The sequence below is a fragment of the Allobosea minatitlanensis genome (genome assembly GCF_964020775.1).
Map to the genome: position 1 here is coordinate 4535600 of NZ_OZ224509.1, position 25769 is coordinate 4561368.

General features: G+C 69.5%; 24 protein-coding genes. 13 read left to right on the forward strand and 11 right to left on the reverse strand.

Annotated features, from left to right (window positions below):
* The first annotated feature begins 47 nt into the window (after positions 1-47).
* Positions 48-1169 carry a DNA replication/repair protein RecF gene (gene recF, locus ACWH43_RS22235; protein ID WP_158448034.1) on the forward strand — a complete coding sequence of 374 codons (1122 nt, stop codon included), beginning with the start codon at positions 48-50 and terminating at the stop codon, positions 1167-1169.
* Between the two features lie 178 nt (positions 1170-1347).
* Positions 1348-1962 carry a LysE family translocator gene (locus ACWH43_RS22240; protein ID WP_158444269.1) on the forward strand — a complete coding sequence of 205 codons (615 nt, stop codon included), beginning with the start codon at positions 1348-1350 and terminating at the stop codon, positions 1960-1962.
* Between the two features lie 9 nt (positions 1963-1971).
* Here the strand turns inward: ACWH43_RS22240 and ACWH43_RS22245 are convergent, their stop codons facing one another.
* On the reverse strand, positions 1972-2340 hold the full coding sequence (locus ACWH43_RS22245) for a Rieske (2Fe-2S) protein (protein ID WP_158444270.1): 369 nt from the start codon (positions 2338-2340) through the stop codon (positions 1972-1974).
* A 16-nt stretch (positions 2341-2356) separates the two neighbouring features.
* Positions 2357-3466, reverse strand: a complete 1110-nt coding sequence (gene hppD / locus ACWH43_RS22250; protein WP_158444271.1) for a 4-hydroxyphenylpyruvate dioxygenase — start codon at positions 3464-3466, stop codon at positions 2357-2359.
* A gap of 119 nt (positions 3467-3585) precedes the next feature.
* On the opposite strand from hppD, the gene ACWH43_RS22255 reads away from it, so the two are divergent.
* On the forward strand, positions 3586-4056 hold the full coding sequence (locus ACWH43_RS22255; RefSeq protein ID WP_158444272.1) for an Lrp/AsnC family transcriptional regulator: 471 nt from the start codon (positions 3586-3588) through the stop codon (positions 4054-4056).
* Positions 4057-4063: 7 nt separating this feature from the next.
* On the opposite strand, the gene ACWH43_RS22260 is transcribed toward ACWH43_RS22255, so the two are convergent.
* A complete protein-coding gene (locus ACWH43_RS22260; protein WP_158444273.1) occupies positions 4064-4522 on the reverse strand; it encodes a MarR family winged helix-turn-helix transcriptional regulator in 459 nt (152 codons plus the stop codon).
* A gap of 167 nt (positions 4523-4689) precedes the next feature.
* Between ACWH43_RS22260 and recQ the strand changes: the two genes are divergently transcribed.
* Both recQ and gyrB read left to right on the forward strand, forming a co-directional pair.
* On the forward strand, positions 4690-6528 hold the full coding sequence (recQ, locus tag ACWH43_RS22265; protein ID WP_158444274.1) for a DNA helicase RecQ: 1839 nt from the start codon (positions 4690-4692) through the stop codon (positions 6526-6528).
* A gap of 288 nt (positions 6529-6816) precedes the next feature.
* Positions 6817-9255, forward strand: a complete 2439-nt coding sequence (gyrB, locus tag ACWH43_RS22270) for a DNA topoisomerase (ATP-hydrolyzing) subunit B (RefSeq protein ID WP_448153636.1) — start codon at positions 6817-6819, stop codon at positions 9253-9255.
* 84 nt (positions 9256-9339) lie between these two features.
* Here the strand turns inward: gyrB and ACWH43_RS22275 are convergent, their stop codons facing one another.
* On the reverse strand, positions 9340-10473 hold the full coding sequence (locus ACWH43_RS22275; protein WP_260349240.1) for an iron-containing alcohol dehydrogenase: 1134 nt from the start codon (positions 10471-10473) through the stop codon (positions 9340-9342).
* A 132-nt stretch (positions 10474-10605) separates the two neighbouring features.
* On the opposite strand from ACWH43_RS22275, the gene ACWH43_RS22280 reads away from it, so the two are divergent.
* Positions 10606-11307 carry a FadR/GntR family transcriptional regulator gene (locus ACWH43_RS22280; RefSeq protein WP_158444277.1) on the forward strand — a complete coding sequence of 234 codons (702 nt, stop codon included), beginning with the start codon at positions 10606-10608 and terminating at the stop codon, positions 11305-11307.
* Positions 11308-11423: 116 nt separating this feature from the next.
* Here the strand turns inward: ACWH43_RS22280 and ACWH43_RS22285 are convergent, their stop codons facing one another.
* Genes ACWH43_RS22285 through ACWH43_RS22300 form a run of 4 tightly spaced genes read right to left on the reverse strand, consistent with a single transcriptional unit; the run spans position 11424 to position 15632 of the window.
* Positions 11424-13190, reverse strand: a complete 1767-nt coding sequence (locus tag ACWH43_RS22285; protein WP_260349239.1) for a GMC family oxidoreductase — start codon at positions 13188-13190, stop codon at positions 11424-11426.
* Positions 13191-13203: 13 nt separating this feature from the next.
* A complete protein-coding gene (locus ACWH43_RS22290) occupies positions 13204-13893 on the reverse strand; it encodes a gluconate 2-dehydrogenase subunit 3 family protein (RefSeq protein ID WP_158448025.1) in 690 nt (229 codons plus the stop codon).
* On the reverse strand, positions 13883-15268 hold the full coding sequence (locus ACWH43_RS22295) for a cytochrome c (protein WP_158448026.1): 1386 nt from the start codon (positions 15266-15268) through the stop codon (positions 13883-13885). The genes ACWH43_RS22290 and ACWH43_RS22295 overlap by 11 nt, the downstream gene beginning before the upstream one ends.
* Before the next feature lie 25 nt (positions 15269-15293).
* The gene (locus tag ACWH43_RS22300) at positions 15294-15632 is read right to left on the reverse strand and encodes a hypothetical protein (RefSeq protein ID WP_158446721.1); all 339 of its coding nucleotides are present in this window, start codon (positions 15630-15632) and stop codon (positions 15294-15296) included.
* Positions 15633-15799: 167 nt separating this feature from the next.
* Here ACWH43_RS22300 and ACWH43_RS22305 point away from each other — a divergent pair, with 167 nt between their 5' ends.
* On the forward strand, positions 15800-15976 hold the full coding sequence (locus ACWH43_RS22305; protein ID WP_260349238.1) for a hypothetical protein: 177 nt from the start codon (positions 15800-15802) through the stop codon (positions 15974-15976).
* 33 nt (positions 15977-16009) lie between these two features.
* On the forward strand, positions 16010-16606 hold the full coding sequence (locus tag ACWH43_RS22310; protein ID WP_375797026.1) for an SCO family protein: 597 nt from the start codon (positions 16010-16012) through the stop codon (positions 16604-16606).
* Here the strand turns inward: ACWH43_RS22310 and ACWH43_RS22315 are convergent.
* The 3 genes from ACWH43_RS22315 to ACWH43_RS22325 form a co-directional block, all read right to left on the reverse strand.
* On the reverse strand, positions 16551-18485 hold the full coding sequence (locus tag ACWH43_RS22315; RefSeq protein WP_158448027.1) for a glycosyltransferase: 1935 nt from the start codon (positions 18483-18485) through the stop codon (positions 16551-16553). The genes ACWH43_RS22310 and ACWH43_RS22315 overlap by 56 nt on opposite strands.
* 151 nt (positions 18486-18636) lie before the next feature.
* Positions 18637-19854: a tryptophan synthase subunit beta gene (gene trpB / locus ACWH43_RS22320; RefSeq protein ID WP_158448028.1), complete on the reverse strand. Its 1218-nt coding sequence runs from the start codon at positions 19852-19854 to the stop codon at positions 18637-18639.
* Complete coding sequence (locus ACWH43_RS22325) at positions 19851-20534, reverse strand: phosphoribosylanthranilate isomerase (protein WP_158446531.1); 684 nt, start codon at positions 20532-20534, stop codon at positions 19851-19853. The genes trpB and ACWH43_RS22325 overlap by 4 nt, the downstream gene beginning before the upstream one ends.
* A 124-nt stretch (positions 20535-20658) precedes the next feature.
* Here ACWH43_RS22325 and ACWH43_RS22330 point away from each other — a divergent pair, with 124 nt between their 5' ends.
* From ACWH43_RS22330 to ACWH43_RS22350, 5 genes are all read left to right on the forward strand, one after another.
* On the forward strand, positions 20659-21945 hold the full coding sequence (locus ACWH43_RS22330) for a TAXI family TRAP transporter solute-binding subunit (protein ID WP_158446530.1): 1287 nt from the start codon (positions 20659-20661) through the stop codon (positions 21943-21945).
* 154 nt (positions 21946-22099) lie between these two features.
* Positions 22100-23923 (forward strand): translational GTPase TypA, encoded by a 1824-nt coding sequence (gene typA / locus ACWH43_RS22335; protein WP_158446529.1) that lies wholly within the window; start codon positions 22100-22102, stop codon positions 23921-23923.
* 232 nt (positions 23924-24155) lie between these two features.
* Positions 24156-24401: a type II toxin-antitoxin system VapB family antitoxin gene (locus ACWH43_RS22340; RefSeq protein WP_158446528.1), complete on the forward strand. Its 246-nt coding sequence runs from the start codon at positions 24156-24158 to the stop codon at positions 24399-24401.
* Entirely contained in the window at positions 24401-24799 is a 399-nt protein-coding gene (locus ACWH43_RS22345; protein ID WP_158446527.1) for a type II toxin-antitoxin system VapC family toxin, read from the forward strand. Before ACWH43_RS22340 ends, ACWH43_RS22345 begins: the two co-directional genes overlap by 1 nt.
* Before the next feature lie 30 nt (positions 24800-24829).
* Positions 24830-25762, forward strand: coding sequence for an aldo/keto reductase (locus tag ACWH43_RS22350; protein ID WP_158446526.1), 933 nt, complete (start codon positions 24830-24832; stop codon positions 25760-25762).
* The last annotated feature ends 7 nt before the right edge of the window (positions 25763-25769 follow it).

Here is a 25769-nt window from a genome sequence, read left to right on the forward strand (position 1 = left end):
CCTCAGGACGAGGGCTCGCGAGGAAACGGTAGGTTGATCTCGTGTCGATGGTCGCGCGCCTGATCCTGCAGGATTTCCGTTCCTACGAGGCCCTCGATCTCCCGGTCGAGGGCCAAATCGTTGCGCTGATCGGCGAGAACGGGGCCGGCAAGACCAATATCCTCGAAGCACTCTCGCTGTTCACACCGGGGCGGGGCCTGCGCCGGGCCGAGCTCGCCACCATGGCGCGGCTGGGCGGCGACGGCTCCTTCGCCGCATCGATCACGCTGGCGGAGGATGGCGGCCGGCTCGGCATCGGGCTGGGCGCACCGGACGCCGAAGGCCGGCGGCCGCGGCTTGCCCGCATCGACGGCGCCGCCGTGGGTTCGGCGCTGGCCTTCAGCGACTATCTGCGCGTGGTCTGGCTGACGCCCGATCTCGACGGGCTGTTCCGCGGCGCCGCCGGCGACCGGCGCCGCTTCCTCGACCGGCTGGTGCTGGCGGTCGATCCGGGCCACGCCACCCGCTCGAACGCGCTGGAGCGGGCCCTGCGCTCGCGCAACCGCATCCTGGAGGAAAGCCCCGGCCAGGGCGCGTGGCTCGACGCGGTCGAGCGCGAGATCGCCGAGCTCGGCGTGGCGGTCGCCGCGGCGCGCGCCGAGACCGTGGCGCGGCTCTGCGCCATCATCGCCGAGACCCGCGACGAGGCCTCGCCTTTTCCCGACGCCGCGATCGCGCTCGCCGGCGAGATCGACACGCTCGTCGCCCGCCTGCCGGCCGTCGACGCCGAGGACGCCTATCGCGACCTGCTGCGCCAGGGGCGCAACCGCGACCGCGCCGCCGGGCGCACCCTCGCCGGGCCGCAGGCTTCCGATCTCGAGGTCCGACACGGCCCGAAGGACATTCCGGCCGGCCAGGGCTCGACCGGGGAGCAGAAGGCGCTGCTGATCGGCATCGTGCTCGCCCATGCCAGGCTCGTCGCGGCGATGAGCGGCCTGCCGCCGCTCGTCCTGCTCGACGAGGTCGCGGCCCATCTCGACCCGCGCCGCCGCGCCGCGCTCTATGAGGGGCTGGCGGGGCTGGGCTGCCAGGTCTGGATCACCGGCGCCGACGCGGCCCTGTTCGGCGACCTGCCGGCCGGGGCGCAACGCTTCGCGATCACGCCGGGCCATGCCGATCCGATCGGGTGATCGTTCGGAGCAGCTCTTGCGATGGGACGATGACGGCTTTTTCCGGCTGGATCATCGCGCGCCCTTCCGAACGCGGCAACGAAGATCTATCTCATTGCGGGTGCATCGGATTTTTCAGAAAAGCGGATTCCACTTTTCGGTCCGATGCTCTAGGCTCCGGCCAGCCCGGAGCCCCGCCATGGACCTCACCAGTCTCGCCCTGTTCGCCGGCGTCTATTTTCTTGCCGTCGCCTCGCCCGGCCCCGGCATCGCGGCGCTGGTCGCGCGCGCGCTGTCGACGGGCTTTCGCCGCTCCCTGCCCTTCCTCTTCGGCATCGTCGCGGGGGATATCGTCTGGTTCACCCTGACGGCGCTCGGCCTCAGCGTCCTGATGCAGAGCTTCCACGGCGTCTTCGTCGCGATCAAATATGCCGGCTGCGCCTATCTGGTCTATCTCGCCTACAAGGCCTGGACCGCCCCGGCCGAGGCGCCGAAGCCGGCCGCCGCCGCACGGGGCGAGGGGCTGCGCCTGTTTCTCGGCGGCATCGCGCTGACGCTCGGCAATCCCAAGGTCATGGTCTTCTTCCTGTCGATCCTGCCGCTGGTCATCGACCTGAACGCGCTGAGCCCGCTCGCCTTCCTCGAGGTCGCGGCGCTGATCACCCCGATCATCAGCCTGACCATGCTGGCCTATGCCTATGCGGCCGACCGGGCGCGGCGGCTCGTCGCCAGCCCGCGCGCGATGCGCTGGATCAACCGGGTGACCGGCGGGGTGATGGCCGGCGCGGCCGCCGCCATCGCGACGCGGAGCTGAACGGAGGGCTCAGCCGCCGATGCGGATCAGGCCGTCGCGCTCGACGACCGGGACGGGGTCGAGCCCGTCCGCCCCGTCGCCGGACAGGCAGCCGCCGGTCGCGGCGTCGAAGACGGCGCCATGGGCCGAGCAGAGCAGGCGGGACCCGTCGGCCGAGAGGACATTGGCGGACCGATAGTCGAGCGGCAGATACTGGTGCGGGCAGGCGTTGACATAGGCGCTTAATACCCCGCTCCGCCGCAGCAGCAGGAGCGGGAAGGCGCCGGCCGCCGTCTCCACGGTGAGGCAGCGCGCCGCGCCCTCGCCGATCGCGGCGGATTCGCAGACCGGCGCACCGATCGGCGGTGCGCTGGAATAGCTGCGCCAGGCATCGCTCATCGGCAGGCGGACCCGGTCACGCCGCCGAGCTCTTCAGCACGCCGCGCCGGATCTGGTCTTCCTCGATCGACTCGAACAAGGCCTTGAAATTGCCCTCGCCGAAGCCGTCGTCGCCCTTGCGCTGGATGAACTCGAAGAAGATCGGCCCGATCACCGTCTTGGAGAAGATCTGCAGCAGGATGCGGGTCTCGCCGCCGCCGACCACGCCCTCGCCGTCGATCAGGATGCCGCGCTTCCGCAGCCGGTCGAGCGGTTCCCGATGGCCCTTCACCCGGGTCTTCGACTTCTCGTAGTAGATGTCGGGCGGGCCGGGCATGAATTCGAGGCCGGCCGCGGCGATGGCGTCGGTGCCGGCATAGATGTCGTTGGTGGCGATGGCGATGTGCTGGATGCCCTCGCCCTTGTACTCGCGCAGATATTCCTCGATCTGGCTGCGGTCGTCGGCGCTCTCGTTGATCGGAATGCGGATCTTGCCGTCCGGCGAGGTCAGCGCCCGGCTGGTCAGCCCGGTCATCTTCCCGGCGATGTCGAAATAGCGGATCTCGCGGAAATTGAAGGTGTCGTGGTAGAATTTGTACCAGGTATCCATGTTCCCGCGCACGACGTTGTGCGTGAGATGGTCGAGGTAGAAGAAGCCGAACCCTTCGGGCTTGGGGTCGGGCTCGCCCAGCCATTCGAATTCGGCGTCATAGGCCGAGCCCGCCTCGCCATAGCGGTCGACGAAATAGAGCAGCGAGCCGCCGATGCCGATCACCGCCGGCACGTCGAGCGACTTGCCCGGCCCGGCATAGGCCTCGGCGCCGAGCGCGAGCGCGCGCTTCAGCGCCTGCTGCGCATCGACCACCCGCCAGGCCATCGCCGGGGCGCAGGGGCCGTGTGCGGCGACGAAGCGGGAGGCGTGGCTGTCGGGCTCGCGGTTCAGGAGGTAGTTGATGTCGCCCTGCCGGTAGAGCGTGATGTCGCGGCTCCGGTGCCGGGCGACGGGGGCGAAGCCCATCCGCCGGAACAGGATGTCGAGCTTCTCGGGCTCGGGATGGGCAAACTCGACAAACTCGAAGCCGTCGGTGCCGGCCGGGTTGGCCTCGCTGATCGTGGCCTTGGGGGCATCATGCGGAAAAGGGCCCATCCTGCATCCTCCTGTTCATCTCGTTCGGGCAAGATTGATGCAGATCCGGCGCGCAGGGCTTGCAAAATGGGCGCTCAAGCTCAAGGATTTGCATGTTCCGTGCGCCGGAGACGCCTTTCATGCTCCAGATCGAGTTCGACCGCTTCGACCGCGCCATCCTCAAGGCGCTGCAGGACAACGCCGCGCTCACCAATGCCGAGCTCGGCGCCATCGTGAACCTCTCGCCCTCGCAATGCTCGCGGCGGCGGGCGAGGCTGGAGGAGAGCGGCGCGATCGCGGGCTATGCCGCCAGGCTCGACGCCACGGCGCTGGGCTTCGGCCTGAAGGCGATCACGCGCGTCAACCTGTCCTCCCATAGCGAGAAGAACGCCGAATCCTTCGCCGATTTCCTGGCCCGGCACGAGGAGATCCGCCAGGCCTTCTCGGTCTCCGGCGATGCCGACTACGTGCTGGTGATCGTCACGCGCGATCTCGCCGCCTTCGCCCAGTTCATCCATGGGCACCTGCTGCCGCATCCGCAGGTCGGGCGGGTGCAGTCCGAGATCGTGCTGATGAAGCTGAAGGACGAGGCCGGGCTGCCGATCGCCTGAGGGCGGCTCAGGGCTCCCCGGCTCCGCGCCCGGCCTCGACGCCGATGCCGCGCTCCAGCGCGCCCAGCAGCCGGCCCGCATGCTCCGCATCCGGCCCCAGCGCCTGCAGGATCCTGGCCTCGAAGGCCAGCGCCCGCGGGACGATCTCGGCATAGCTCTTCCGCCCGAGGGGAGTCAGGCGCAGGATCTCCTCGCGGCGATCGTCGGGGCTTTCGCGCCGGGCCAGCCAGCGGCGCTCCTCGAGGGCGCGCACGGCGCGGCTGACCTTGGTCTTGTGCATCGCCGAATGCGCGCCGATGGCCTTGGCGCTCATCGCCTCGAACTGGCCGAGCGTCGCCAGCACCCGCCATTCCGGCACGGTCAGGTCGTGATGCGGGCCGTAGACCGCGCGAAAGGCCTGCGAGACCGCGGCCGCGAGCCGGTTGAGCCGGTAGGGCAGGAATTCTTCGAGGGCGAGCTTGGTCATCGCCCGATGGTTACAGGATCGACGGTTACCGCCGCAACCATACCGCCGCTCCTCCTGTCCAGGAAACGCCGCGCCCGGGCGAAAAGCGACGATGCGGGCGCCGGCCGGCCCGTTTTCCCGCGTTGAAGGCTGGCCAAGCGGCCCCGGCTGCGGCACACCCGAATCCCATGTCGCCCTCCCGCGAATCAGAAGCCCGCGCGATCCTGAAATCCGTGTGGGGCTATGACGATTTCCGCCCCGGCCAGTGGGAGGTGATCGCGGCCGCCCTCGACGGTCGCGACGTCTTCGCGGTGATGCCGACCGGCTCCGGCAAGTCGATGTGCTACCAGTTGCCGGCGCTGGTGGCGGGCGGGCTGACGCTCGTCGTCTCGCCGCTGATCGCGCTGATGCGCGACCAGGTCGGCCAGCTCCTCCGCGCCGGCGTGCCGGCCGCCTCGCTCAACTCGATGAACAGCGAGGAGGAGGCGGGCCAGGCCTGGGACAGGCTCAATTCCGGCGAGCTGCGGCTGCTCTTCGTCTCGCCGGAACGGCTGGCCGGCGACGGGCTGGTTTCCCGGCTGCGGCGGATCGGCGTGACCCGCCTCGCCATCGACGAGGCGCATTGCGTCTCGCAATGGGGCCACGACTTCCGCCCCGAATACCGCCTGCTCGCCAAGACGCGGGAGGCGCTGGGCGACGTCCCCGTCACCGCGCTGACCGCCACCGCCGACCGGCAGACCCAGGCCGACATCGCCCAGCAGCTCTTTCCGCAGCCGCCGCAGATGGTGGTGCATTCCTTCGACCGGCCGAATCTCAGGCTCGCCTTCGCGCCGAAGGAGCAGCCGCGCCGCCAGATCGACGATTTCCTGCGCCGGCACCGCGGCGGCTCCGGCATCGTCTACTGCTCCTCGCGCAGCAAGACGGAACGCCTCGCAGCCGGACTCCGCGAAAAGGGCTGGAACGCGCTGCCCTACCATGCCGGGCTGGAGCAGGCGGAGCGCAACCGCAACCAGGACGTCTTCCTGCAGGAGGACGAGGTCGTCGTCTGCGCCACCATCGCCTTCGGCATGGGCATCAACAAGCCGGATGTGCGCTTCGTCGTCCATGCCGACATGCCGGGCTCGGTCGAGGGCTACTATCAGGAGATCGGCCGCGCCGGCCGCGACGGCCTGCCGGCCGACACGCTCACCCTCTACGGCGTCGACGACATGGCGCTGCGCCGCCGCCAGATCGACGAGAAGCCGGTCGACGACGAGCGCAAGCGCATCGAGCACAAGCGCCTCAACGCGATGATCGACCTGTGCGAGAACGCGCTCTGCCGGCGCAGCGCGCTGCTCGCCTATTTCGGCGAGGAGACGCCGCCCTGCCGGCACGGGCAGGCGCCGTTCCGCTGCGATCTCTGCGGCGCCGAGGCGCCGGCGCTGCAGGACGCGACGCTCGATGCGCGCAAGCTGCTCTCCGCCGTGATCCGCACCGGCCAGCGCTTCGGCGCCGGCCATCTCGCCGACATCCTGACCGGGACGGCGACGGAGGCGATCCGCCGCCAGAACCATGACGGGCTGAAGACCTTCGGCGTCGGCGCGGACAAGCCCAAGACCGCCTGGATGGGGCTTGCGCGCAAGCTCTTCGCCGCCGGCGCATTGGCCGAGGCGAGCAGCGAATTCGGCGGCTTCAGGCTGACGCCCAGGGGCGAGGAGATCCTGTTCGGTCGCGAGAGCATCGCGCTGCGGGCCGACCCCTTCGCCGAGCGCCGCTCCCGCCGTTCCGAGCGCGAGGCGTCCAGGGCCGACGGGCTCGACGAGGACACCGCGGCGCTGTTCGAGCATCTGCGCAAGCTCAGGCTCCGGCTCGCCCGCGAAGAAGGCGTGGCGGCCTACATCATCTTCACCGACCGCACCCTGATCGCGATGGCGCGGGAGCGGCCGCTCGGCCTCGACGACATGCGGGCGATCGAAGGCGTCGGCGAGCGCAAGCTCGCGCAATATGGCGAGACCTTCCTGGCGGCGATCGCGGAGTTCCGGGGGTAAAACCCGCGAAAACCTCTCCGTCGTTCCGGGGCATGGCGAAGCCATGAGCCCGGAACCCATGAACACCGCGGCCCAGCGGAAAGCGATCCGCCTGAGCAGCTTCCTCGTCCAACCTCGTGTTCATGGGTTCCGGGCTCGCCGCTTCGCGGCGCCCCGGAATGACCAGCGGTTCCGGCACCTCACGCACGCACGTACGCGGGCGCGTGAAAAAGCCATCGTCTCACCCTATATTGTCGTTTCGAATCAGGATCATCGCGGGCGCCTGCTCGCCCGTTCAAGGACCGTTACATGACCGATGCCGCGCTCAGCGCCCAGCCCGACGATTACGGCGCCGATTCCATCAAGGTTCTCAAAGGGTTGGATGCCGTTCGCAAGCGGCCGGGCATGTATATCGGCGACACCGACGACGGCTCCGGCCTGCACCACATGGTCTATGAGGTGGTCGACAACGCCATCGACGAGGCGCTCGCCGGCCATGCCGACATCGTCACCGTCACGCTGAACGCGGACGGCTCGGTCACCGTGACCGACAATGGCCGCGGCATTCCGACCGATATCCACAGCGAGGAAGGCATCTCGGCGGCCGAGGTCATCATGACCCAGCTCCATGCCGGCGGCAAATTCGACCAGAACTCCTACAAGGTCTCCGGCGGCCTGCACGGCGTCGGCGTCTCGGTCGTCAACGCGCTCTCGACCTCGCTGAAGCTGCGGATCTGGCGCGGCGGGCACGAGCACTTCATGGAATTCCGCCATGGCGAGGCGGTGGCGCCGCTCGCCGTCGTCGGCCCGCAGGGCGACAGGCGCGGCACCGAGGTGACCTTCCTGCCGTCGCCCGAGACCTTCACCATGGTCGAGTTCGACTTCAAGACGCTGGAGCACCGCCTGCGCGAGCTCGCCTTCCTGAACTCGGGCGTGCGCATCGTCCTGACCGACGCCCGCCATGCCGAGGTGGTGCGCGAGGAGCTGATGTACGAGGGCGGCGTCGAGGCCTTCGTGCGCTATCTCGACCGGGCCAAGACGCCGGTGGTCGAGAAGCCGATCACGCTGATGGCGGAGAAGGACGGCATCACCGTCGACGTGGCGCTGTGGTGGAACGACAGCTACCACGAGAACGTGCTCTGCTTCACCAACAACATCCCGCAGCGCGACGGCGGCACCCATCTCGCCGGCTTCCGCGCCGCGCTGACGCGCCAGGTCACCGGCTATGCCGAGAGCGCCGGCATCTCCAAGAAGGAGAAGGTCTCGCTCACCGGCGACGATTGCCGCGAGGGCCTGACCGCGATCGTCTCGGTCAAGGTGCCCGATCCGAAATTCTCCTCCCAGACCAAGGACAAGCTGGTCTCCTCCGAGGTCCGCCCGGTGGTCGAGAACATCGTCAACCAGGCGCTGGCGGAATGGCTCGAGGAGCACCCCGGCGAGGCCCGGACCATCGTCGGCAAGGTGGTGGAGGCCGCCGCCGCCCGCGAGGCCGCCCGCAAGGCGCGCGACCTCACCCGCCGCAAGGGCGCGCTCGACATCGCCTCGCTGCCGGGCAAGCTCGCGGACTGCCAGGAGCGCGACCCGGCCAAGTCGGAACTGTTCATCGTCGAGGGCGACTCGGCCGGCGGCTCGGCCAAGCAGGGCCGCGCCCGCGAATACCAGGCGGTGCTGCCGCTCAGGGGCAAGATCCTCAACGTGGAGCGGGCGCGCTTCGACAAGATGCTCTCCTCCGAGCAGGTCGGCACGCTGATCACGGCGCTGGGCGCCGGCATCGGCCGCGCCGACGCCGACCAGGGCGGCTTCAACCTCGAGAAGCTGCGCTACCACAAGATCATCATCATGACCGACGCCAACGTCGACGGCGCCCATATCCGCACGCTGCTGCTGACCTTCTTCTTCCGGCAGATGCCGGAGCTGATCGATGCCGGCCATCTCTTCATCGCGCAGCCGCCGCTCTACAAGGCGAGCCGCGGCAAGAGCCATGTCTACCTCAAGGACGAGCGGGCGCTGGAGGAGTATCTGATCGACTCCACCATCGAGGGCGCGACCTTCAAGACGGCCGAGGGCGTCGAGCGCGCCGGCGCCGACCTCAGGGCATTGATCGAGGAGGCGCGCAATGTCCGCAACGCGCTGGCGCAGCTTCATTCGCGCTACGACCGCCGCATCGTCGAGCAGATGGCGATCGCCGGGGCGCTGCACCCGCTCAGCGAGGACGACACGGAGGCGGCCAACGTCGCCGCGGCCCGGATCGCGCAGCGGCTCGACGCGATCTCCGACGAGCTGGAACGCGGCTGGGAGGGCAAGGTCAGCGAGGGCGGCTTCGTCTTCTCGCGCATGATCCGCGGCGTGAAGCAGGCGGCGACGATCGACGCCGGCCTGCTCGCCAGCGCCGAGGCGCGCAAGCTCCATGCGGCGGCGGCCTCGCTGCGGGAGGCCTATGCCAGCCCGGGCACGCTCGCCCGCAAGGGCGATTCCTTCGTCATCAACGGCCCGAGCGACCTGTTCGAGGCCGTCTCGGCCATCGGCAAGAAGGGCGTCGCCCTGCAGCGCTACAAGGGGCTGGGCGAGATGAACCCCGAGCAGCTCTGGGAGACGACGCTCGACCGCGACGTGCGCTCGCTGCTGCGCGTCAAGGTCGACCAGAATGGCGAGGCGGACGACCTCTTCGTCAAGCTGATGGGCGATGTCGTCGAGCCGCGGCGCGAATTCATCCAGACCAACGCGCTGAACGCGACCGTCGACATCTGAGCGGCGCTTCTCAGACCCTCAAGAAATCGGGACTCCGGAGCGCGGGCCGGCCAAGGCTGCGCAGGGCAGCCCGCGCCGATCCGGTCACGCGAACGATTCCTCCAGCATCCGGGCGTAGTCGTCAGCGGTCGCCGGGCGCGGATTCGTGGCGCTGGAGTGATCCAGAACCGCCGCCTCGGCGATCGACGGGAGGACGTCGCGCGGAACCCCCATCGCGGACAGCGAGCCCGGCATGCCCAGCCGGGCGACGAGCGCGGCGACCCATGCGGCGAGATCGGCGGTTTCGTCCAGCCCCAACGCCCGGCGGATGCGGGCGTATTTCGCCTCGGCCGAGGGCGCGTTGAAACGCAGCACGGCGGGCAGCAGAACCGCATTCAGCGTGCCGTGATGCAGCGAGACCTGCTTCAGCCCGCCCAGCGGGTGGGACAGAGCATGCACCGCGCCGAGCCCCTTCTGGAAGGTCAGGCCGCCCTGGAGCGCCGCCATCAGCATCTCCTTGCGCGCTGCGCGGTCGCCGCCATCGGCGACCGCGCGCTCGATATGGGCGACCGCCCGCACCAGCCCGTCGAGCGCGATCGCCTCGGCAGGGGGATTCTCGCGCGGGCTCAGATAGGTCTCGATGCAATGGGTGATCGCGTCCATACCGGTCGCCGCCGTCAGCCAGGAGGGCATGCCGAGCGTCAGGTCGGGGTCGCAGATCGCGAGGCGCGGGATCAGATGCGGCGAGATGAAGCCGAGCTTGCGGCCGTCATCGAGGGTGATCAGCGCGGCGCGGCCGACCTCGGAGCCGGTGCCGGCCGTGGTCGGAATCGCGATCACCGGCGCGACCGCCGCCGTGATCTTCGGCAGGCCGCCCAGAATGGCCGCATAATCCGCCAGCGGGCCGGAATGGGTCGCCAGCAGAGCGACGCCCTTGGCGAGATCGATCGGGGAGCCGCCGCCGATCGCGATCAGCCCGTCGCATCCCTGCGCGCGATAGACTGCCAGGGCCGCGTTCACGGCCGCCTCGGTGGGATTCGTCGGCGTCCCGTCGAAGACCGGGGCACCGGCGAGCGCCGCGGCAGCCTTCGTCACCGCAGCGACGAGGCCGGCGGCGATTACGCCCTTGTCGGCGATGATCAGCGGCTTGCGGATGCCGAGACCGGCCAGATCCGCTTCGAGGCCGGCGACCTCGCCGTGACCGAACTTCACATTCGTCAGATAGCTGATCAACGCCATGGCGCCCCTCCTCGTCCCGCGCCCGGCGAGACCCGGTTCTGTCGACCGGCCATCGTGGCCAGACCGGTATGACCAGACGATAGACGAGCGGTTGTGCTACGGTCAATCGGGAGCCGCCGGCGGGAGCCATCGATGCTGATTGAGAAGGAGCGCAGGCCTGTCGCGATGGAGCTGGTCCGCCAGATCCAGCGGCTCATGGCCGAGCAAGGGCTGAAGCCCGGCGACAGGGTTCCGCCGCAGCGGGAGCTGGCGGCGACCTTCGGCGCCAGCCGCCCGACCGTCCGGGAAGCCGTGCTGCAGCTCGAAGCCATGGGACTGATCCGCGTCGAGCCGGCGCGCGGAGCCTATGTCACCGAGGCCTTCGGCCGCCCGGCCGTCAATGTCAGCGAATGGAGCTTCGCCGAGCGCTTTTCCCAGGTCGAGATCTATCAACTGCGCTTCGCGCTGGAGAGCTTCACCATCCGGCTGGCGGCGCGGAACATCGCGAACGACGACCTGCAGCGCCTGACGGCGCTCAACGAAGCCATGCATGCGGCCATCGAGGACGGCCGCTATCGCGATGCGATGGCGAGCGATTTCAATTTCCACCTCGCCATCGCCGAGATCGCCGGCAACCGGGCGATCCGCGACATCCTGGCGCTGTACCGGCCCATCATCACGCAGACGCAGCGGCCGCCCATCGCCGAACCGCAGCGGCTGGGCGAGGCCTATCGCGAGCACGGCTCGATCCTGCGCGCGCTGAGCCATCGCGACGGCGAGACCGCCGCGGTCGCGATGCGCCACCATATCCTCCAGTCCACCGACCGGATGGATGTGGCCTTCATCGCCGGCTAATCAATCCACCCTGCGGTCCGCCGTCCTGATCGCTCGGCGGCCTGCCCTGGACCGATCGAAGATCGGACAGGAGGATTCCCTCGGGGATGCCCCGCTTCTCCAGAACGCAGCAGGCCCTAAGCCAGGGGCCCCGGCTTGGCGAGATAGCGTTCCCGGATCGCCTTGGCGGACCAGTAGGTCAGCGCCGCCACCAGCCCGGTCGGGTTGTAGCCCAGCCCCTGCGGGAAGGCGGAAGCGCCGGGCACGAAGACGTTGTGGACGTCCCAGCTCTGGAGATAGCGGTTGATCGCGCTCGTCCTCCGGTCCGCGCCCATGATGGCGCCGCCGTTCAGATGGGTGGTCTGGTAGCTCGTCGTATCGAAGTGGTCGCCGAAGTTCTTGACGTAGACGCGCAGCGCCTTCGGGCCCATCGCCTGCGCGACCGCCCGCATCTTCTCGGCCATGAACCGCGTCATGCGGATGTCGTTGTCCTTCCAGTCGAGCGTCATGCGCAGCAGAGGCCGGCCATAGGCGTCGCGATAGGTCGGGTCGAGGCTGAGATAGTTGTCGCGATAGCTCATATGGGCGCCATGCGCGTCCATCGAGACGGTGTGGGTGTAGTATTCGGCCACGGCCTGCTTCCAGGCGCTGCCCCAGCCGGGCACGCCTTCCGGCAGGGCGATGCCGCTGATCGGCTTGACGCCGGCCTGGTTGACCCACATCGGCGAGCCGCCGACGAAGCCGGCCGGCCCGTGGTCGAAATTATCGGCGTTGAAGTCGTCGATGGCGATGCCGTTGCCGCCGGCGCCGATGAAGGGATTGGCGTGCACCTCGCCGGAGAAGAAGGCCTTGATCGTCGCCATGTTCTGATAGGCGAAATTGCGCCCGACCGTGCCCTGCCCGCTCGCCGGATCATAGGGCTCGCCGATGCCGGAAAGCAGCATCAGCCGGACATTGTGGAACTGGAAGGCCGAGAGGATGACAATGTCGGCCGGCTGCGCGACCTCGCGCCCCTGCGCGTCGACATAGGTGACGCCGGTGGCGGTGCGGCGGTCGGCGCTCAGATCAACCTGCAGCACATGCGCCTGCGTCCTCAGCGCGAACAGGGGCGACTGCCGCAGCGCCGGCAGGATGTTCACGTTCGGCGAGGCCTTGGAGTAGTTGTAGCAGACATAGCCGCTGCAATAGCCGCAGAAATTGCACGGCCCCATCTGGCAGCCATAGGGGTTGCTGTAAGGGCCGGAGGCGTTCGCGGAAGGCAGGTCATAGGGGTGGTAGCCGAGCTCGGCCGCGGCCTTGCCGAAGCGCTGCGCCGATATGGGCCGCATCTGAGCCGGCAAAGGAAAATCGTTCGAGCGGTCCGGAGCGAAGGGGTTGCCGCCCTTGTCGGCGCCGACGACCTGGCCCTTCACGCTCCAGGCCGTGCCGGAGGTGCCGAAGACCTTCTCCGCGAAATCGAAATGCGGCTCCAGCTCCTCGTAGCTGACGCCGAAATCCTGGATCGTCATGCCGTCCGGCAGGAAGCCCTTGCCGTAGCGCTCCTCGTAATGGCTGCGCAGGCGCAACTCGACGGGATCGACCCGGAAATGCACCCCGGACCAGTGCAGCCCCGCTCCGCCGACGCCGTCGCCGGGCAGGAAGGCGCCGAGCTGGCGATAGGGCAGCGCGGTGTCGTCGAGGCCGTGGCGGATGGTGACGGTCTCGCGCGAGAGATCCTGGAACAGCTTCTTGCGGATGTTGTAGGTCAGCTCGTCGAGCACCTTGGGATAGGCGCCGTCGGGCTGGGTGTCCCGGGCCGGGCCGCGCTCGAGCGCGACGACGCGCAGGCCGGCCTCGGTCAGCTCCTTGGCCATGATCGCGCCGGCCCAGCCGAAGCCGACGATCACGACATCGGTCTTGTTCATCCGGGTCGCCATCTCAGCCTCGCTGCCCGCTCAGGGATACGGGCGGCAGGGGATAGGCAACGTCGCGCTCGACCCAGTCCATGAAATCGGCGCGCGCGCCGGGAAAGCCGATCAGCTTCCAGCCGGCCAGCCCGCGATTGCCGCCATGGACCGGGTCGCTGAAGAAGCCCTCCCGCACATTGCCCAGCAGCATGGCGAAGAAGATCGCGGCCGGAACCTGCTCGAAGCGGGCCTTGCCGCTTTCGAAGGCCTGCAGCACGCCGTCCTGCGCCGCCGGGTCGAGCTCGGCGAAGACCCTGCCGTGCCGGTCCTGCGTCCAGCCATCGGCGGCGGCGATGCCGAGCCGGTAGACGTCGCGCGGCGTCAGGCGCATCTGCCATCCCAGCGTCGGCGGCGCATCCGGCACGAAGGGCCCCTGCATGTACCAGAGCCGCCCCTCCGCCCAGGGGGTCGCCATCTGGCGGTCGATGAACTCCGGCACGCCGGCTTCCAGCGCGCCGGGCCCGAGCGCGTCGGCCGGGATCAGCCGCGCCGCCGCGGCGCGCAGGAAAGCCCATTCGGACGCGCTGAAGAAGGTCGGGCGGTCATCGGCGGACGGCGCCTGCCCGCTCGCCGGTGCGCCCGCGGCCGCCAGCGCCGGGACGGCGACCGCCGACCATTGCAGGAAGCGGCGGCGGGAGGTGAAGGACGGGTCATCGGGCATGCGCTGCCTCCTCGCTCGCGTGATTTTCACCGGGCATTTCGGCCCGGATGCGCGCCACCAGGCCGCTCGCCACCGGCGGCGCCTGGTTGCCCCATTGGCTGCGCAGATAGCTGGCGAGCGCGGCGACCTCCGCATCGCCCAGCCGCCAGCCGAAGCCCGGCATGCCGAGCGCGGAAGGCGCGGCGACGGTGGCCGGCATGCTGCTTCCGCCGAGGATCAGCCGCACCAGCGAATCGGGCTCGCGCGCCAGCACGGTCGGGTTGCCGGCGATCGCCGGGAAGACGCGGCTGTAGCCTTTGGCGTCGGTGCGGTGGCAGCCGGCGCAGTTGTCGACATAGAGCTCGGCGCCGCGGCTGTCGTTGATGCCGGCCTGCAGGGCTTTGGCGGTCGCGTCGTTTGCCGCGAAGCCGGGCCCGGCGCCCGGCACGGGCGGCAGCGTCTTCAGATAGGCGGCGATGGCGTGCAGATCGGCATCGGCGAGATGCTGCATGCTGTGGACCGTGACGTCCGCCATCGGGCTGCCGACGACCGCGGCATGCGGATTGCGGCCGGTCCGCAGCGTCTCGACGATGTCCTGCTCGCTCCAGCGGCCGAGCCCGTCCGCCGGATTGCCGCGCAGGTTGATCGCGTTCCAGCCGTCGATGATCTGGTTGCCGGCGAGATATTGCGCACCGCTCTCGTCGAGCGCCCGCTCCTGCAAGGTGAGCGCGCGCGGCGTATGGCAGCTTCCGCAATGGCCGGCGCCCTGCACCAGATAGGCGCCGCGCGCGACCCGCTCGTCGGGATAGCGCTTCGGGTCGAAGGCCACGGCATCGGGGCTCGGGGCGAAGGTCTTGCGCCAGAGCGCCAGCGGCCAGCGCATCGACAGCGGCCAGGGGATGTCGGGGCTGCGGTCGGCTTGCGCGACGGGGACGACGCCGTGCAGGAAATAGGCGTAGAGCGCGCGCACATCCTCGTCGGTCAGCCGCGCATAGGACGGGAAGGGCATCGCCGGGTACAGGCTCGCCCCGTCGGCGCGGATGCCGTGGCGCAAGGCCCGGTCGAACTGGTCGAGGCTGTAGCCGCCGATGCCGGTCCGCCGGTCCGGGGTGATGTTGGTGCTGTAGATGGCGCCGATGGGCGAGGCGAGGGCGAGGCCGCCGGCGAAGGGCTTGCCGCCCGGAGCCGTGTGGCAGGCGGTGCAGTCCCCGGCGAGGGCGAGATAGCGCCCCCGCTCGATCAGCGCCGCATCCGCCGCGGAGGCGGGCGCCGCGATGGCGCGGGTGTGCGTCGGCCAGAAGGCGTAGCCCAGCACCGCGAGGAAGCCCAGCGCTCCCAGGACGACAAGCCCGATCAGCAGTCTCTTCAGGCGTTGCAGGGGCCAACGGCGCTTCATGCCAGCATCTCCCGGACCAGCGGCATCATCTCGGCAGCAAGGCATGCAGCGCGGCCCGCTCGCCGGGCCGGACCCGCGGGCGCTCGACCTTGTCGGATGCGATCGCGAATTCGCTCTTGCGAGGCGCGCCGCTCGACAGGCCGATGATCTGCTGATCGACATGGAAATGGCCGCTTCCGGCCGAATAGCGGTTGCAGTCGCGGGAAAAGCCGCGGGACAGCGCGCCGAACTGGAGGAAACGCGGCGCGCAGGGCGAGCTGAATTCCGGGAAGAGCGGATTCGGCAATGATGAGGTCCTCGTCATGCGCCGCACCGCAAGCATCGAACCATTCCGTTCACCGCTTTCCGCATCGCTTTGCCGCATCGCTCGGTAAGTCGTTTCGGGCGCTTTTGTTCCGGATGCCGGCGAGGCGGTCAGTCGGCCGGCGCCGCCGATCGCTGCGAGCGCTCCTCGCCGCCCCTCCGGCCCGGCATGCGGCCTGCGTCACCGGAGCGCTTCCGAGGCCGCGGGATCGGCGCTATCCTGGCATCATGATCCAGACGGAGCACCCCTCCCGCGTCGAGGATGCCCGGCCCAGCCGGGCCGGACTCCTGCTGCTCGGCGGCGGTGCCTTCGGCCTGCTGCTCGCCGGGCTGCTGCTCTGGTGGCGCGAAGGCAGCCGGCTGTTCACCGACGGCCTGATCGCCGCCCTCGTCGCCTGCTTCTAGCGGTCCGTCGCCCCTCTTGCCGGGATACCCTTCGTGAACCGCCGCCTCGTCCTGCCCCTCGTCGTCTTCCTCGTCGGCGCTCTGGCGCTCGCCACCGCGGCCGTCGTCACCTTCGCCCCCCAAAACCGCACGAGCGGCAGCGGCACGGCGAGCGTCGGCGGCCCGTTCACGCTGACCACGCAGGAGGGCAAGCCGCTCTCCGACACCGATCTGCGGGGCGCGCCCTTCCTCGTCTTCTTCGGCTTCACCCATTGCCCCGACATCTGCCCGACCAAGCTGTTCGAGATCTCCGAAGTGCTGCGTGCCGCCGGCGACGGCGACAAGGCGAAGAAGCTCCGGGCGCTGTTCATCACCGTCGATCCCGAGCGCGACACGCCGGAGACGATGAAGAGCTATCTCGGTTCCTTCGACCCGCGCATCATCGGCCTGACCGGCGACCGACCGGCGATCGACGCGGCGATCAAGGCCTATCGCGCCTATGCCAAGAAGACGCCGCTCAAGGACGGCGACTACACGATGGACCACACCGCGCTGGTCTATCTGATGGGCAAGGATGGCAGCTTCATCGGCGCCTTCAATATCGAGCAGGCGCCGGAGCAGGCGGCGGCGGAGTGGCTTCGCCACTCCTGAACGGCCGCTCCTCCGCCGCCGGCCGCAGCCGCCGGCGGGCCAGGCCGTGCTCGGTCTTGTTCCAGGCGAAGCGGCGGTTGAAATACTCGTAGAAGGCCATCCAGGCCGCGAGCGAAACCAGGCCGTAATAGAGCGGCAGCAGCGGCAGGAGCAGGAGAAGGCCGGGGTCGCGCTGGCGCAGGGCGCCGATGGCGGGCGGCAGGAACAGGGCCAGCGTCCCGAACAGCCAGATCGCCAGGGCGAAGGCCGATGCCAGGGTGAGGAACGCGTTGGGCGGCGCGAAAAGCGAGCCCTCCCAATAGGCCAGCACCGTCGCGGCGGCGAAGATCGGATAGCCGAGCGCGGTCACGATCGTCCCCAGCGCCAGCGAGGCGAAGGCGAAGCTCGCGGCGAAGCCGGCCTCGCGCAGCAGCTGCAGGGGCGCGCGCGAATGCGTCACGGCCGTCTGCATATAGCCCTTGATCCAGCGCGAGCGCTGCTTGAGCCAGGCCCTGACCGTGACCGGCGCCTCCTCCCGCGTCTGCGAGGGCAGATCGCCGATCCGATAGCCGGCGCGGACCAGCCGCAGCGCGAGATCGGCATCCTCCGTGACGTTCCAGGCGTCCCAGCCGCCGAGCGCGCGCAGGGCCGCGGTGCGGAAATGGTTGGAGGTGCCACCGAGCAGGATCGGCAGCCCCGCCCGCAGCAGGCCGGGATTGAGCACCTCGAACAGGCCGGCATATTCCAGCGCGAACAGGGCGGGCAGCAGCCCCTCCGCGGCATGGTCGATCACCAGCCGCGCCTGCAGGCAGGCGAGGTCGTCCGGGGCGCGATGGAAGCGCGTCGCCGCCAGCCGCAATTGCTGCGGGTCGGGGATGTCCTCGGCGTCGAAGATGGTGAAGAGCGCCCCGCGCGCCTCGAGCAGGGCGAGGTTCAGCGCCCGCGGCTTGGTCCGCGGCTGGCCGGGCGGGACGATCGTCACCGTGACATGGGCCGGCAGGACCATCCGGGCGAGCTCGGCCCGCATGCCGGCGTCGTCGGCCTCGATCAGCAGGCGGATGTCGAGCTTCGCCGGCGGGTAGTCCAGCTCCGACAGGGCCCGGAGCATCTGCCGCAGCACCGCCTCCTCGCGATACATCGGCACCGCGACGGTGTAGACCGGCAGGCGGCTGTCATCGAGCCGCCAGCGCTGCGCCTGCCAGAGATCGGGCAGGACGCGCTCCATGGCGGCGGCCAGCCGCAGCAGGATGAGTCCGAGGAAGAGCGGGCCGAGCAGCAGGGCCAGCAGGCAGAAGCTCTGCAGCGGCGCCAGGATGCCGCCGAGCGCCGCCGCGGACAGGCCGATCCCGGTCGCGACGACCTGGCCCCGGCTGGCGCCGGTACGGGCGCTGTGGCGCGCCAGGCCGGGTTCGTCGAGCCCGGCGGCCTGGCGCGCCAGCCCGATGTCGTTGGCCTCGCGCAGCCGCTCGGCGAAGCGCCGGGGCGTGGTGACGGCGACATCGCCGCGCTGGCGCGGCCCCGCCTCGACCATGCGGCGCAGGGCGGCCCCCTCGGGCGCGATCAGGAAGCGGAAGCGCCGGGCGATCCGCCCCGCGGCGGGAGCGACGCCCCCGCGCAGGATCGCCTCGTGCCGGCCGCCGGCCACGAGATCGAAGGCGCCGGCGTGGAAAGGCAGGCCGAACTCGGCGGCGAGCGCCCGGTAGTAGCCGTCCTGGTCGATCAGGTCGAGGGCGAAGACCTCGCGGACCGGATCGGTCCCGTTGCGCCGGGCCCGCCGCGCCGCCGCCGCGAGCCCGGACGGCCCGACGCCGTGGCGGGCAAGGAAAGCGATCTCGGCGGGCAAGCCGGCAAAGCCGCGCCCCTGCGCATCGACTACGCCGTCCCGACCATCGCCCCCCACGGCACGATCCCATTCGACGCGACGCCACCCGGGCCCTCGCTACGCCCGGCCGGTTCATGCTGGCGCGTTCGGGGGGAGGAGTCGAGTCGCGGGAGCTTGCGACTTTCGACTGGAAACGCGCCCCGGGCGGGTCGCCCGGAGCGGCAGCGCGCTAGCGGCTCGCCAGGATCTCCGCGACCTGCGGGATGTCCTTGTCGCCGCGCCCGGAGAGATTGACCACCATCAGGTGATCCTTGGGCTTCTGCGGGGCGAGTTCGGCGACGCGGGCGAGCGCGTGGGCGCTTTCGAGCGCGGGGATGATGCCCTCCAGCCGGGAGATGAGCTGGAACGCCTCCAGCGCCTCCTCGTCCGTGGCCGAGAGGTATTTCACCCGGCCGACATCGTGCAGCCAGGAATGCTCCGGGCCGATGCCGGGGTAGTCGAGCCCGGCCGAGATCGAATGCGCGTCCTTGATCTGCCCGTCATCGTCCATCAGCAGGAAGGTGCGGTTGCCGTGCAGCACGCCGGGCCGGCCGCCGGTCAGCGAGGCGGCATGCAGCCCGCTCGCGATGCCGTGGCCCGCTGCCTCGACGCCGTAGATCTCGACCGAGGGGTCGTCGAGGAAGGGGTGGAACAGCCCCATCGCGTTGGAGCCGCCGCCGATGCAGGCGATGAGCGAGTCCGGCAGACGGCCTTCCGCCTCCTGCATCTGCTCGCGGGTCTCCCGGCCGATGATCGACTGGAAGTCGCGCACCATGGCCGGATAGGGATGCGGGCCGGCGACCGTGCCGATGCAGTAGAAGGTCGTCGCGACATTGGTCACCCAGTCGCGCAGCGCCTCGTTCATCGCGTCCTTCAGCGTCTTGGTGCCGGATTCGACCGGAACCACCCGGGCGCCGAGCATCTGCATGCGGAAGACGTTGGGCGCCTGCCGGGCGACGTCGACCGCGCCCATATAGACGATGCATTCCAGCCCGTAGCGGGCGCAGAGCGTCGCGGTGGCGACGCCGTGCTGGCCGGCGCCGGTCTCGGCGATGATGCGCTTCTTGCCCATGCGCCGCGCCAGCAGGATCTGGCCGAGCACATTGTTCACCTTGTGGGAGCCGGTATGATTCAGCTCCTCGCGCTTCAGATAGACCTTCGCACCGCCGAAATGCTCCGTGAGACGCTCGGCGAAATAGAGCGGCGAGGGCCGGCCGACATAATGCTTCAGCCCCTCGCCCATCTCGGCGTGATAGGCCGGGTCGGCCTTGGCGGCGTTGTAGGCCTCTTCCAGCTCGAGGATCAGCGGCATCAGCGTCTCGGCGACGAAGCGGCCGCCGAACAGGCCGAAGCGGCCGTTCTCGTCCGGTCCGTTGCGGTAGCTGTTCGGGTTGGAGGGGGCGTTCATGCCTGCGAGCCTTCCTGCACTGCCGCCGCGGCCTTGCGCGCCGCCGCGATGAATTCCGCGATCCGGGCCGGGTCCTTGACCCCCGGCGCGCTTTCGACGCCCGAGGAGACGTCGACGCCCGCGGGGCGGGTGAGACCGATCGCCTGCGCGACATTGGCCGGATCGAGCCCGCCCGATAGCATGAAGGGCTGCGCAGGGTCGAGGCCGGCGAGCAGGCTCCAGTCGAAGGGCCGGCCATGCCCGCCCGGGAAGGCCGCATCCTTCGGCGGCTTGGCGTCGAGCAGGATCCGGTCGGCGGCGCCGCGATAGGCCGCGACGGCCCCCAGATCCTCGGCGCCGGCGATGCCGAGCGCCTTCATCACCGGCCGGCCCGCCACGCGGCGCAGCGCCGCGGTCTCGTCCGGCGTCTCGCTGCCATGGAGCTGGAGCCAGTCGGGCTTGAGCGCCTCGACCAGCTCCGCCGCCCGCCGCCCGTCCCAGTCGACGATCAGCGCGACGATCGCGGTTCGGCCCCGCGCCATGGCGGCAAGCTCCCGGGCGCGCTCCAGCGTGACGAAGCGCGGGCTTTTCGGATGGAAATTCAATCCGATCATGTCGGCGCCGGCGCCGAGCGCCGCCTCGAGCGTCTCGGGCGTCGACAGGCCGCAGATCTTGATCGCGAAAGGGACGGGAGCGTTCATCGACCCGCCTTTAGCACAGTCGCCGCGACCTGCGCAGTTGCGCTCGGCATGCCACACTTGCGACATGCTCGCGAAGGAAGCCATGCTGCGGAAGGCGACGATGAAAGGCTCGACATAATTCGCGATGCGGCGGGGCGTTCTGACCATCGTGGCGGCCTTGCTCGCCATCCTCGGCGCCATCGCCACGGGCTTCTATGTCTACAGCCAGCCACATGTGCTGCGCCTCGCCGTCGGGCCGCTCGGCTCGGAGGATGCCCGGATGGCGGCCGCCTTCGTGCAGGGGCTCAACCGCGACAAGGCCGATATCCGCATCCGGCTCATCCTGACGGAGGGGTCGGAGGACAGCGCCAGGAGGATCGATTCCGGCCAGGCCGACCTCGCCTTGCTCCGGCCCGACATCGCCATGCCCTCGACCGCGGACACGGTGCTGATCACGCGCCGGACCTATCCCTTCTTCATCACGACCAAGGAGACCGCGATCGGCCGGATCGCCGATCTCCGCGGGCGCAAGGTCGGGGTCGGGCGCAGCCCGGCCGGCAACGTCACCCTGCTGAAGCGGGTGCTGGCGCAGTACGAGGTCCGGCCGGAAGAGGTCGAGATCGTCGGCCTGGCGCAGGAGGAGATCGTCCCCGCCGCGAAGGAGAAGCGCATCGACGCCTTCTTCTCGGTCAATGCGGTGGGTTCGCACGCCAATAATGACGGGCTGCGCCGGCTGCGCTCGGCCTGGGGCGAGGATCCGGTGCTGATCCCGATCCGGGAGGCGGATGCGCTGGCGGCGCATTACCGCGCCATCGAATCCGGCGAGATCGTCCGCGGCGCGCTCGGCGGCGACCCGCCGCGCCCGGCGGAAAGCCTGCAGACCATCTCGATCACCTCCCGCCTGGTCGCGGCCCAGAGCCTCGACGACACGCTCGTCGGCAACCTGACCAAGGACATTCTCGGCCTGCGGCTGACGCTGGCCACGGAGCTGCCGGCGATCCAGGCGCTGGAGACCCCCTCCACCGACAAGGACGCGCCGCTGCCGGTCCATTCCGGCGCCGCCGCCTATATCGATGGCGAGCAGGAGAGCTTCTTCGACCGCTATGGCGACTGGTTCTATATCGGCGCCATGGTGCTCTCGGCGCTCGGCACGGGCGGCGCCGCGATCCTCGGCCGCGAGAGCGCGAACCGCCGCCGCCGCGCCATGTCCGGCCTCGACGAACTGCTCGCGCTTTTGGCGGTCATCCGCTCCTGCGCGGACGAGGCCGAGTTGATGCGGCTCGGCCGCGAGGCCGACCTGATCCTGAGCCAGGTCCTGGCCGATTACGCCAAGGGCGATCTCGACGCTTCCGCTCTCGCCGCCTATCGCCTCGCCATCGACCAGGTCGGGCGAGCCGTCGCCGAGCGCCAGCGGGCGCTGGCAGAGGATTGAGCCTCTTCGTCTTTTGCAGGCCTGCGCGGTTGCCGAAATGGCCGCCAGCGTTTATGTGCAGCGCAACGAATTCCAGATTCACAGTGAAACGGGCTGCGCCGGCAGGGCATCGAACCTGACCGGCTCGTGGCCTTGAAAGCAAGGCCCATAACGCATGTCCATGCGCAACATCGCCATTATCGCGCACGTCGACCACGGCAAGACCACCCTCGTCGACAAGCTGCTGCAGCAGTCCGGCGCCTTCCGCGAGAACCAGCGCGTCGCCGAGCGCGTGATGGATTCCAACGACATCGAGAAGGAGCGCGGCATCACCATCCTGGCCAAGGCGACCTCGGTCGTCTGGAAGGATACGCGCATCAACATCGTCGACACGCCCGGCCACGCCGATTTCGGCGGCGAGGTCGAGCGCATCCTGAACATGGTCGACTCGGCCATCGTCCTGGTCGACGCCGCCGAAGGCCCGATGCCGCAGACCAAGTTCGTGGTCTCCAAGGCGCTGAAGCTCGGCCTCAAGCCCATCGTCGCGATCAACAAGGTCGACAAGGCCGACGCCCGCACCCAGGAGGTCATCAACGAGGTCTTCGACCTCTTCGCCGCGCTCGACGCCACCGACGAGCAGCTCGACTTCCCGATCCTCTACGGCTCGGGCAAGCAGGGCTGGATGGCGCCGTCCCCGGAAGGCCCGCAGGACCAGGGCCTGGCGCCGATGTACGACCTGATCCTCAAGCACGTCCCGGCGCCGAAGGTCGAGGAAGGCCCGTTCCGCATGATCGGCACGCTGCTGGAGGCCAACCCCTATCTCGGCCGCATCATCACCGGCCGCGTCACCTCCGGCTCCGCCAAGCCGAACCAGGCGATCAAGGTGCTCTCCGGCGACGGCTCGACCGTCGAGACCGGGCGCATCTCGAAGATCCTCGCCTTCCGCGGCATCGAACGCCAGCCGATCGAGGAGGCCGTCGCCGGCGACATCGTCTCGATCGCCGGGCTGGTGAAGGGCACCGTCGCCGACACCTTCTGCGACCCCGCCGTCACCACGCCGATCAAGGCCCAGCCGATCGACCCGCCGACCGTCTCGATGACCTTCTCGGTCAACGACTCGCCGCTCGCCGGCACCGAGGGCGACAAGGTCACCAGCCGGATGATCCGCGACCGCCTGTTCAAGGAGGCCGAGGGCAATGTCGCGCTCAAGGTCGAGGAATCGACGGACAAGGATTCCTTCATCGTCTCCGGCCGCGGCGAGCTCCAGCTCGCCATCCTGATCGAGACGATGCGCCGCGAGGGCTTCGAGCTCGGCGTCTCGCGGCCGCGCGTCGTGCTCAAGCGCGACGGGAGCGGCCAGTTGCTGGAGCCGATCGAGGAGGTGCTGATCGACGTCGACGAGGAGCATTCCGGCGTCGTCGTGCAGAAGATGAGCGAGCGCAAGGCCGACATGCTGGAGATGCGCCCCTCGGGCGGCAATCGCCTGCGCCTCGTCTTCCACGCGCCGACCCGCGGCCTGATCGGCTATCAGGGCGAATTGCTGACGGACACCCGCGGCACCGCGATCATGAACCGCGTCTTCCACGACTACCTGCCCTATAAGGGCGAGATCGCCGGGCGCCGCAACGGCGTGCTGATCGCGATGGAGACCGGCGAGGCCGTGGCCTATGCGCTGTGGAACCTCGAGGATCGCGGCCCGATGATGATCGAGCCCGGCTGGAAGGTCTATCAGGGCATGATCGTCGGCGAGCACACCCGCGAGAACGATCTCGAGGTCAATGTGCTCAAGGGCAAGAAGCTGACCAATATCCGCACCACCTCGAAGGACGAGGCGGTCCGGCTGACCCCGCCGATCCGGATGACGCTGGAGCGCTCGCTGGCCTGGATCGACGACGACGAGCTCGTCGAGGTGACGCCGAAGTCGATCCGCCTGCGCAAGGGCATCCTCGACCCGAACGAGCGCAAGCGCGCCCAGAAGCAGAAGGCCGAAGTGGCCTGAGAGTCAGACTCGACATTAAAGCCCTCACCCGAGGAGGCCCATCGGGGCCGTCTCGAAGGATGGTCCCGACGTCTCCGGAGCCTCCTCCGAGGCACCGTTTCGGGCGAAATGGCTCGTCAGGATGAGGGCTCGGCGAATTTCCGGTCAGGCCCCGAAAGTTTTCGGCGGTCCGGCCGCCTTGTTGACGTCTTGCCTTTGCATTTCTATCTTTGATGCAAAGGCAGGAGCCGTCATGAACGCCCCCCTCAACATCCGCAATCCGCAGGCGCGCGCGCTGGCGCGGCGGCTCGCATCTTTGCGCCATGTCTCGATCACCGAGGCGGTGGTCGGTGCGCTCGAAGCCGAAATCCGGCGCGAGGAGGCCAGGATGCCCCTCGCGAAGCGGCTGGAGGCCCTGGCCGACCGGGCGCTCGGCAAGGCGGGGCCGGGCGGGCATGCCGTGAGCGAGGACGAGCGCGACGCGATGTGGACGCGCTGATGTTCGTCGACACCTCCGTCTTCGTCGCGATCCTGTGCAAGGAGCCGGAGGCCGCCGGTTTCGCGGCGAAGCTGGAGGGGGCGGGCCGGCGCCTCACCTCTCCGCTCGTGCGGCTCGAAGCCTGCATGGTGCTGGCGACGCGGCTGGCCCGCCAGCCTTGCGATGTCGAAGCGGATTTCGACGAATTCCTGCGCATCGCTGCGATCGAGGTCGTGCCGATCGACGATGCGACGGCGCGCGAGGCGGTCGCCGCGTTCCAGCGTTACGGGAAGGGCAGGGGCGCGTCGGCCCAGCTCAACCTCGCGGACTGCATGTCTTATGCCTGTGCCAAGGTGAGCGGTGCGCCGATCCTGTTCAAGGGCCGCGACTTCTCGCGCACCGACCTTGCCCTCGCCTGACCGTCGGGTTTTCTGGAAAGGACAGTACCAATGCAGTTCCGCAATCTCGGCCGCTCGGGCCTGCGCGTCTCGCTCGTCGGCCTCGGCTGCAACAATTTCGGCGGCCGCATCGACCTCGAGGCGACGCGCAAGGTCGTCGACGCCGCCATCGAGCACGGCATCACCCTGTTCGACACTGCCGACATCTATGGCGAGAAGGGCGGCTCGGAGACCGCGCTCGGCCAGGTGCTCGGCACGCGCCGCAAGGACATCGTGCTCGCCTCCAAATTCGGCATGACGATGTTCCATGGCGGCGAGGGCGGCTCGCGCCGCTACATCATGAGCGCCGTCGAGGAATCGCTGCGCCGGCTGCAGACCGACTGGATCGACCTCTACCAGTTCCACCGGCCCGATCCGCTGACCCCGATCGACGAGACGCTGCGCGCCATGGAAGACCTCGTGACCCAGGGCAAGGTCCGCTATACCGGCTGCTCGAACATGGTCGCCTGGCAGGTCGCCGACGCGCAATGGACGGCGCGCGACCTCGGGCTTTCCGGCTTCGCCTCGGCGCAGGACGAGTACAGCCTGCTGAAGCGCGGCGCCGAAAAGGACCTGATCCCGGCCATCGCCCATTACGGCATGGGGCTGCTGCCCTATTTCCCGCTCGCCAACGGCGCGCTGACCGGCAAGTACAAGCGCGGCGCCGCGATGCCGGAAGGCGCGCGCCTGACCAAGCTGCCGGAGCGCGCCGGCCAGATCTTCAGCGAGGACAACTGGCGCCGGATCGAGGGGCTGACCGCCTTCGCCGAGCAGCGCGGCCACAGCCTGGTCGAGCTCGCCTTCTCCTGGCTGGCGGCGCAGCCCGTGGTGTCGAGCGTCATCGCGGGCGCGACCAAGCCGGAGCAGATCGCCGCCAACGTCAAGGCGGCCGACTGGGCGCTGAGCGCGGAAGACCTCGCCGAGATCGACAGGATCTCCGCGTAAGACTGGT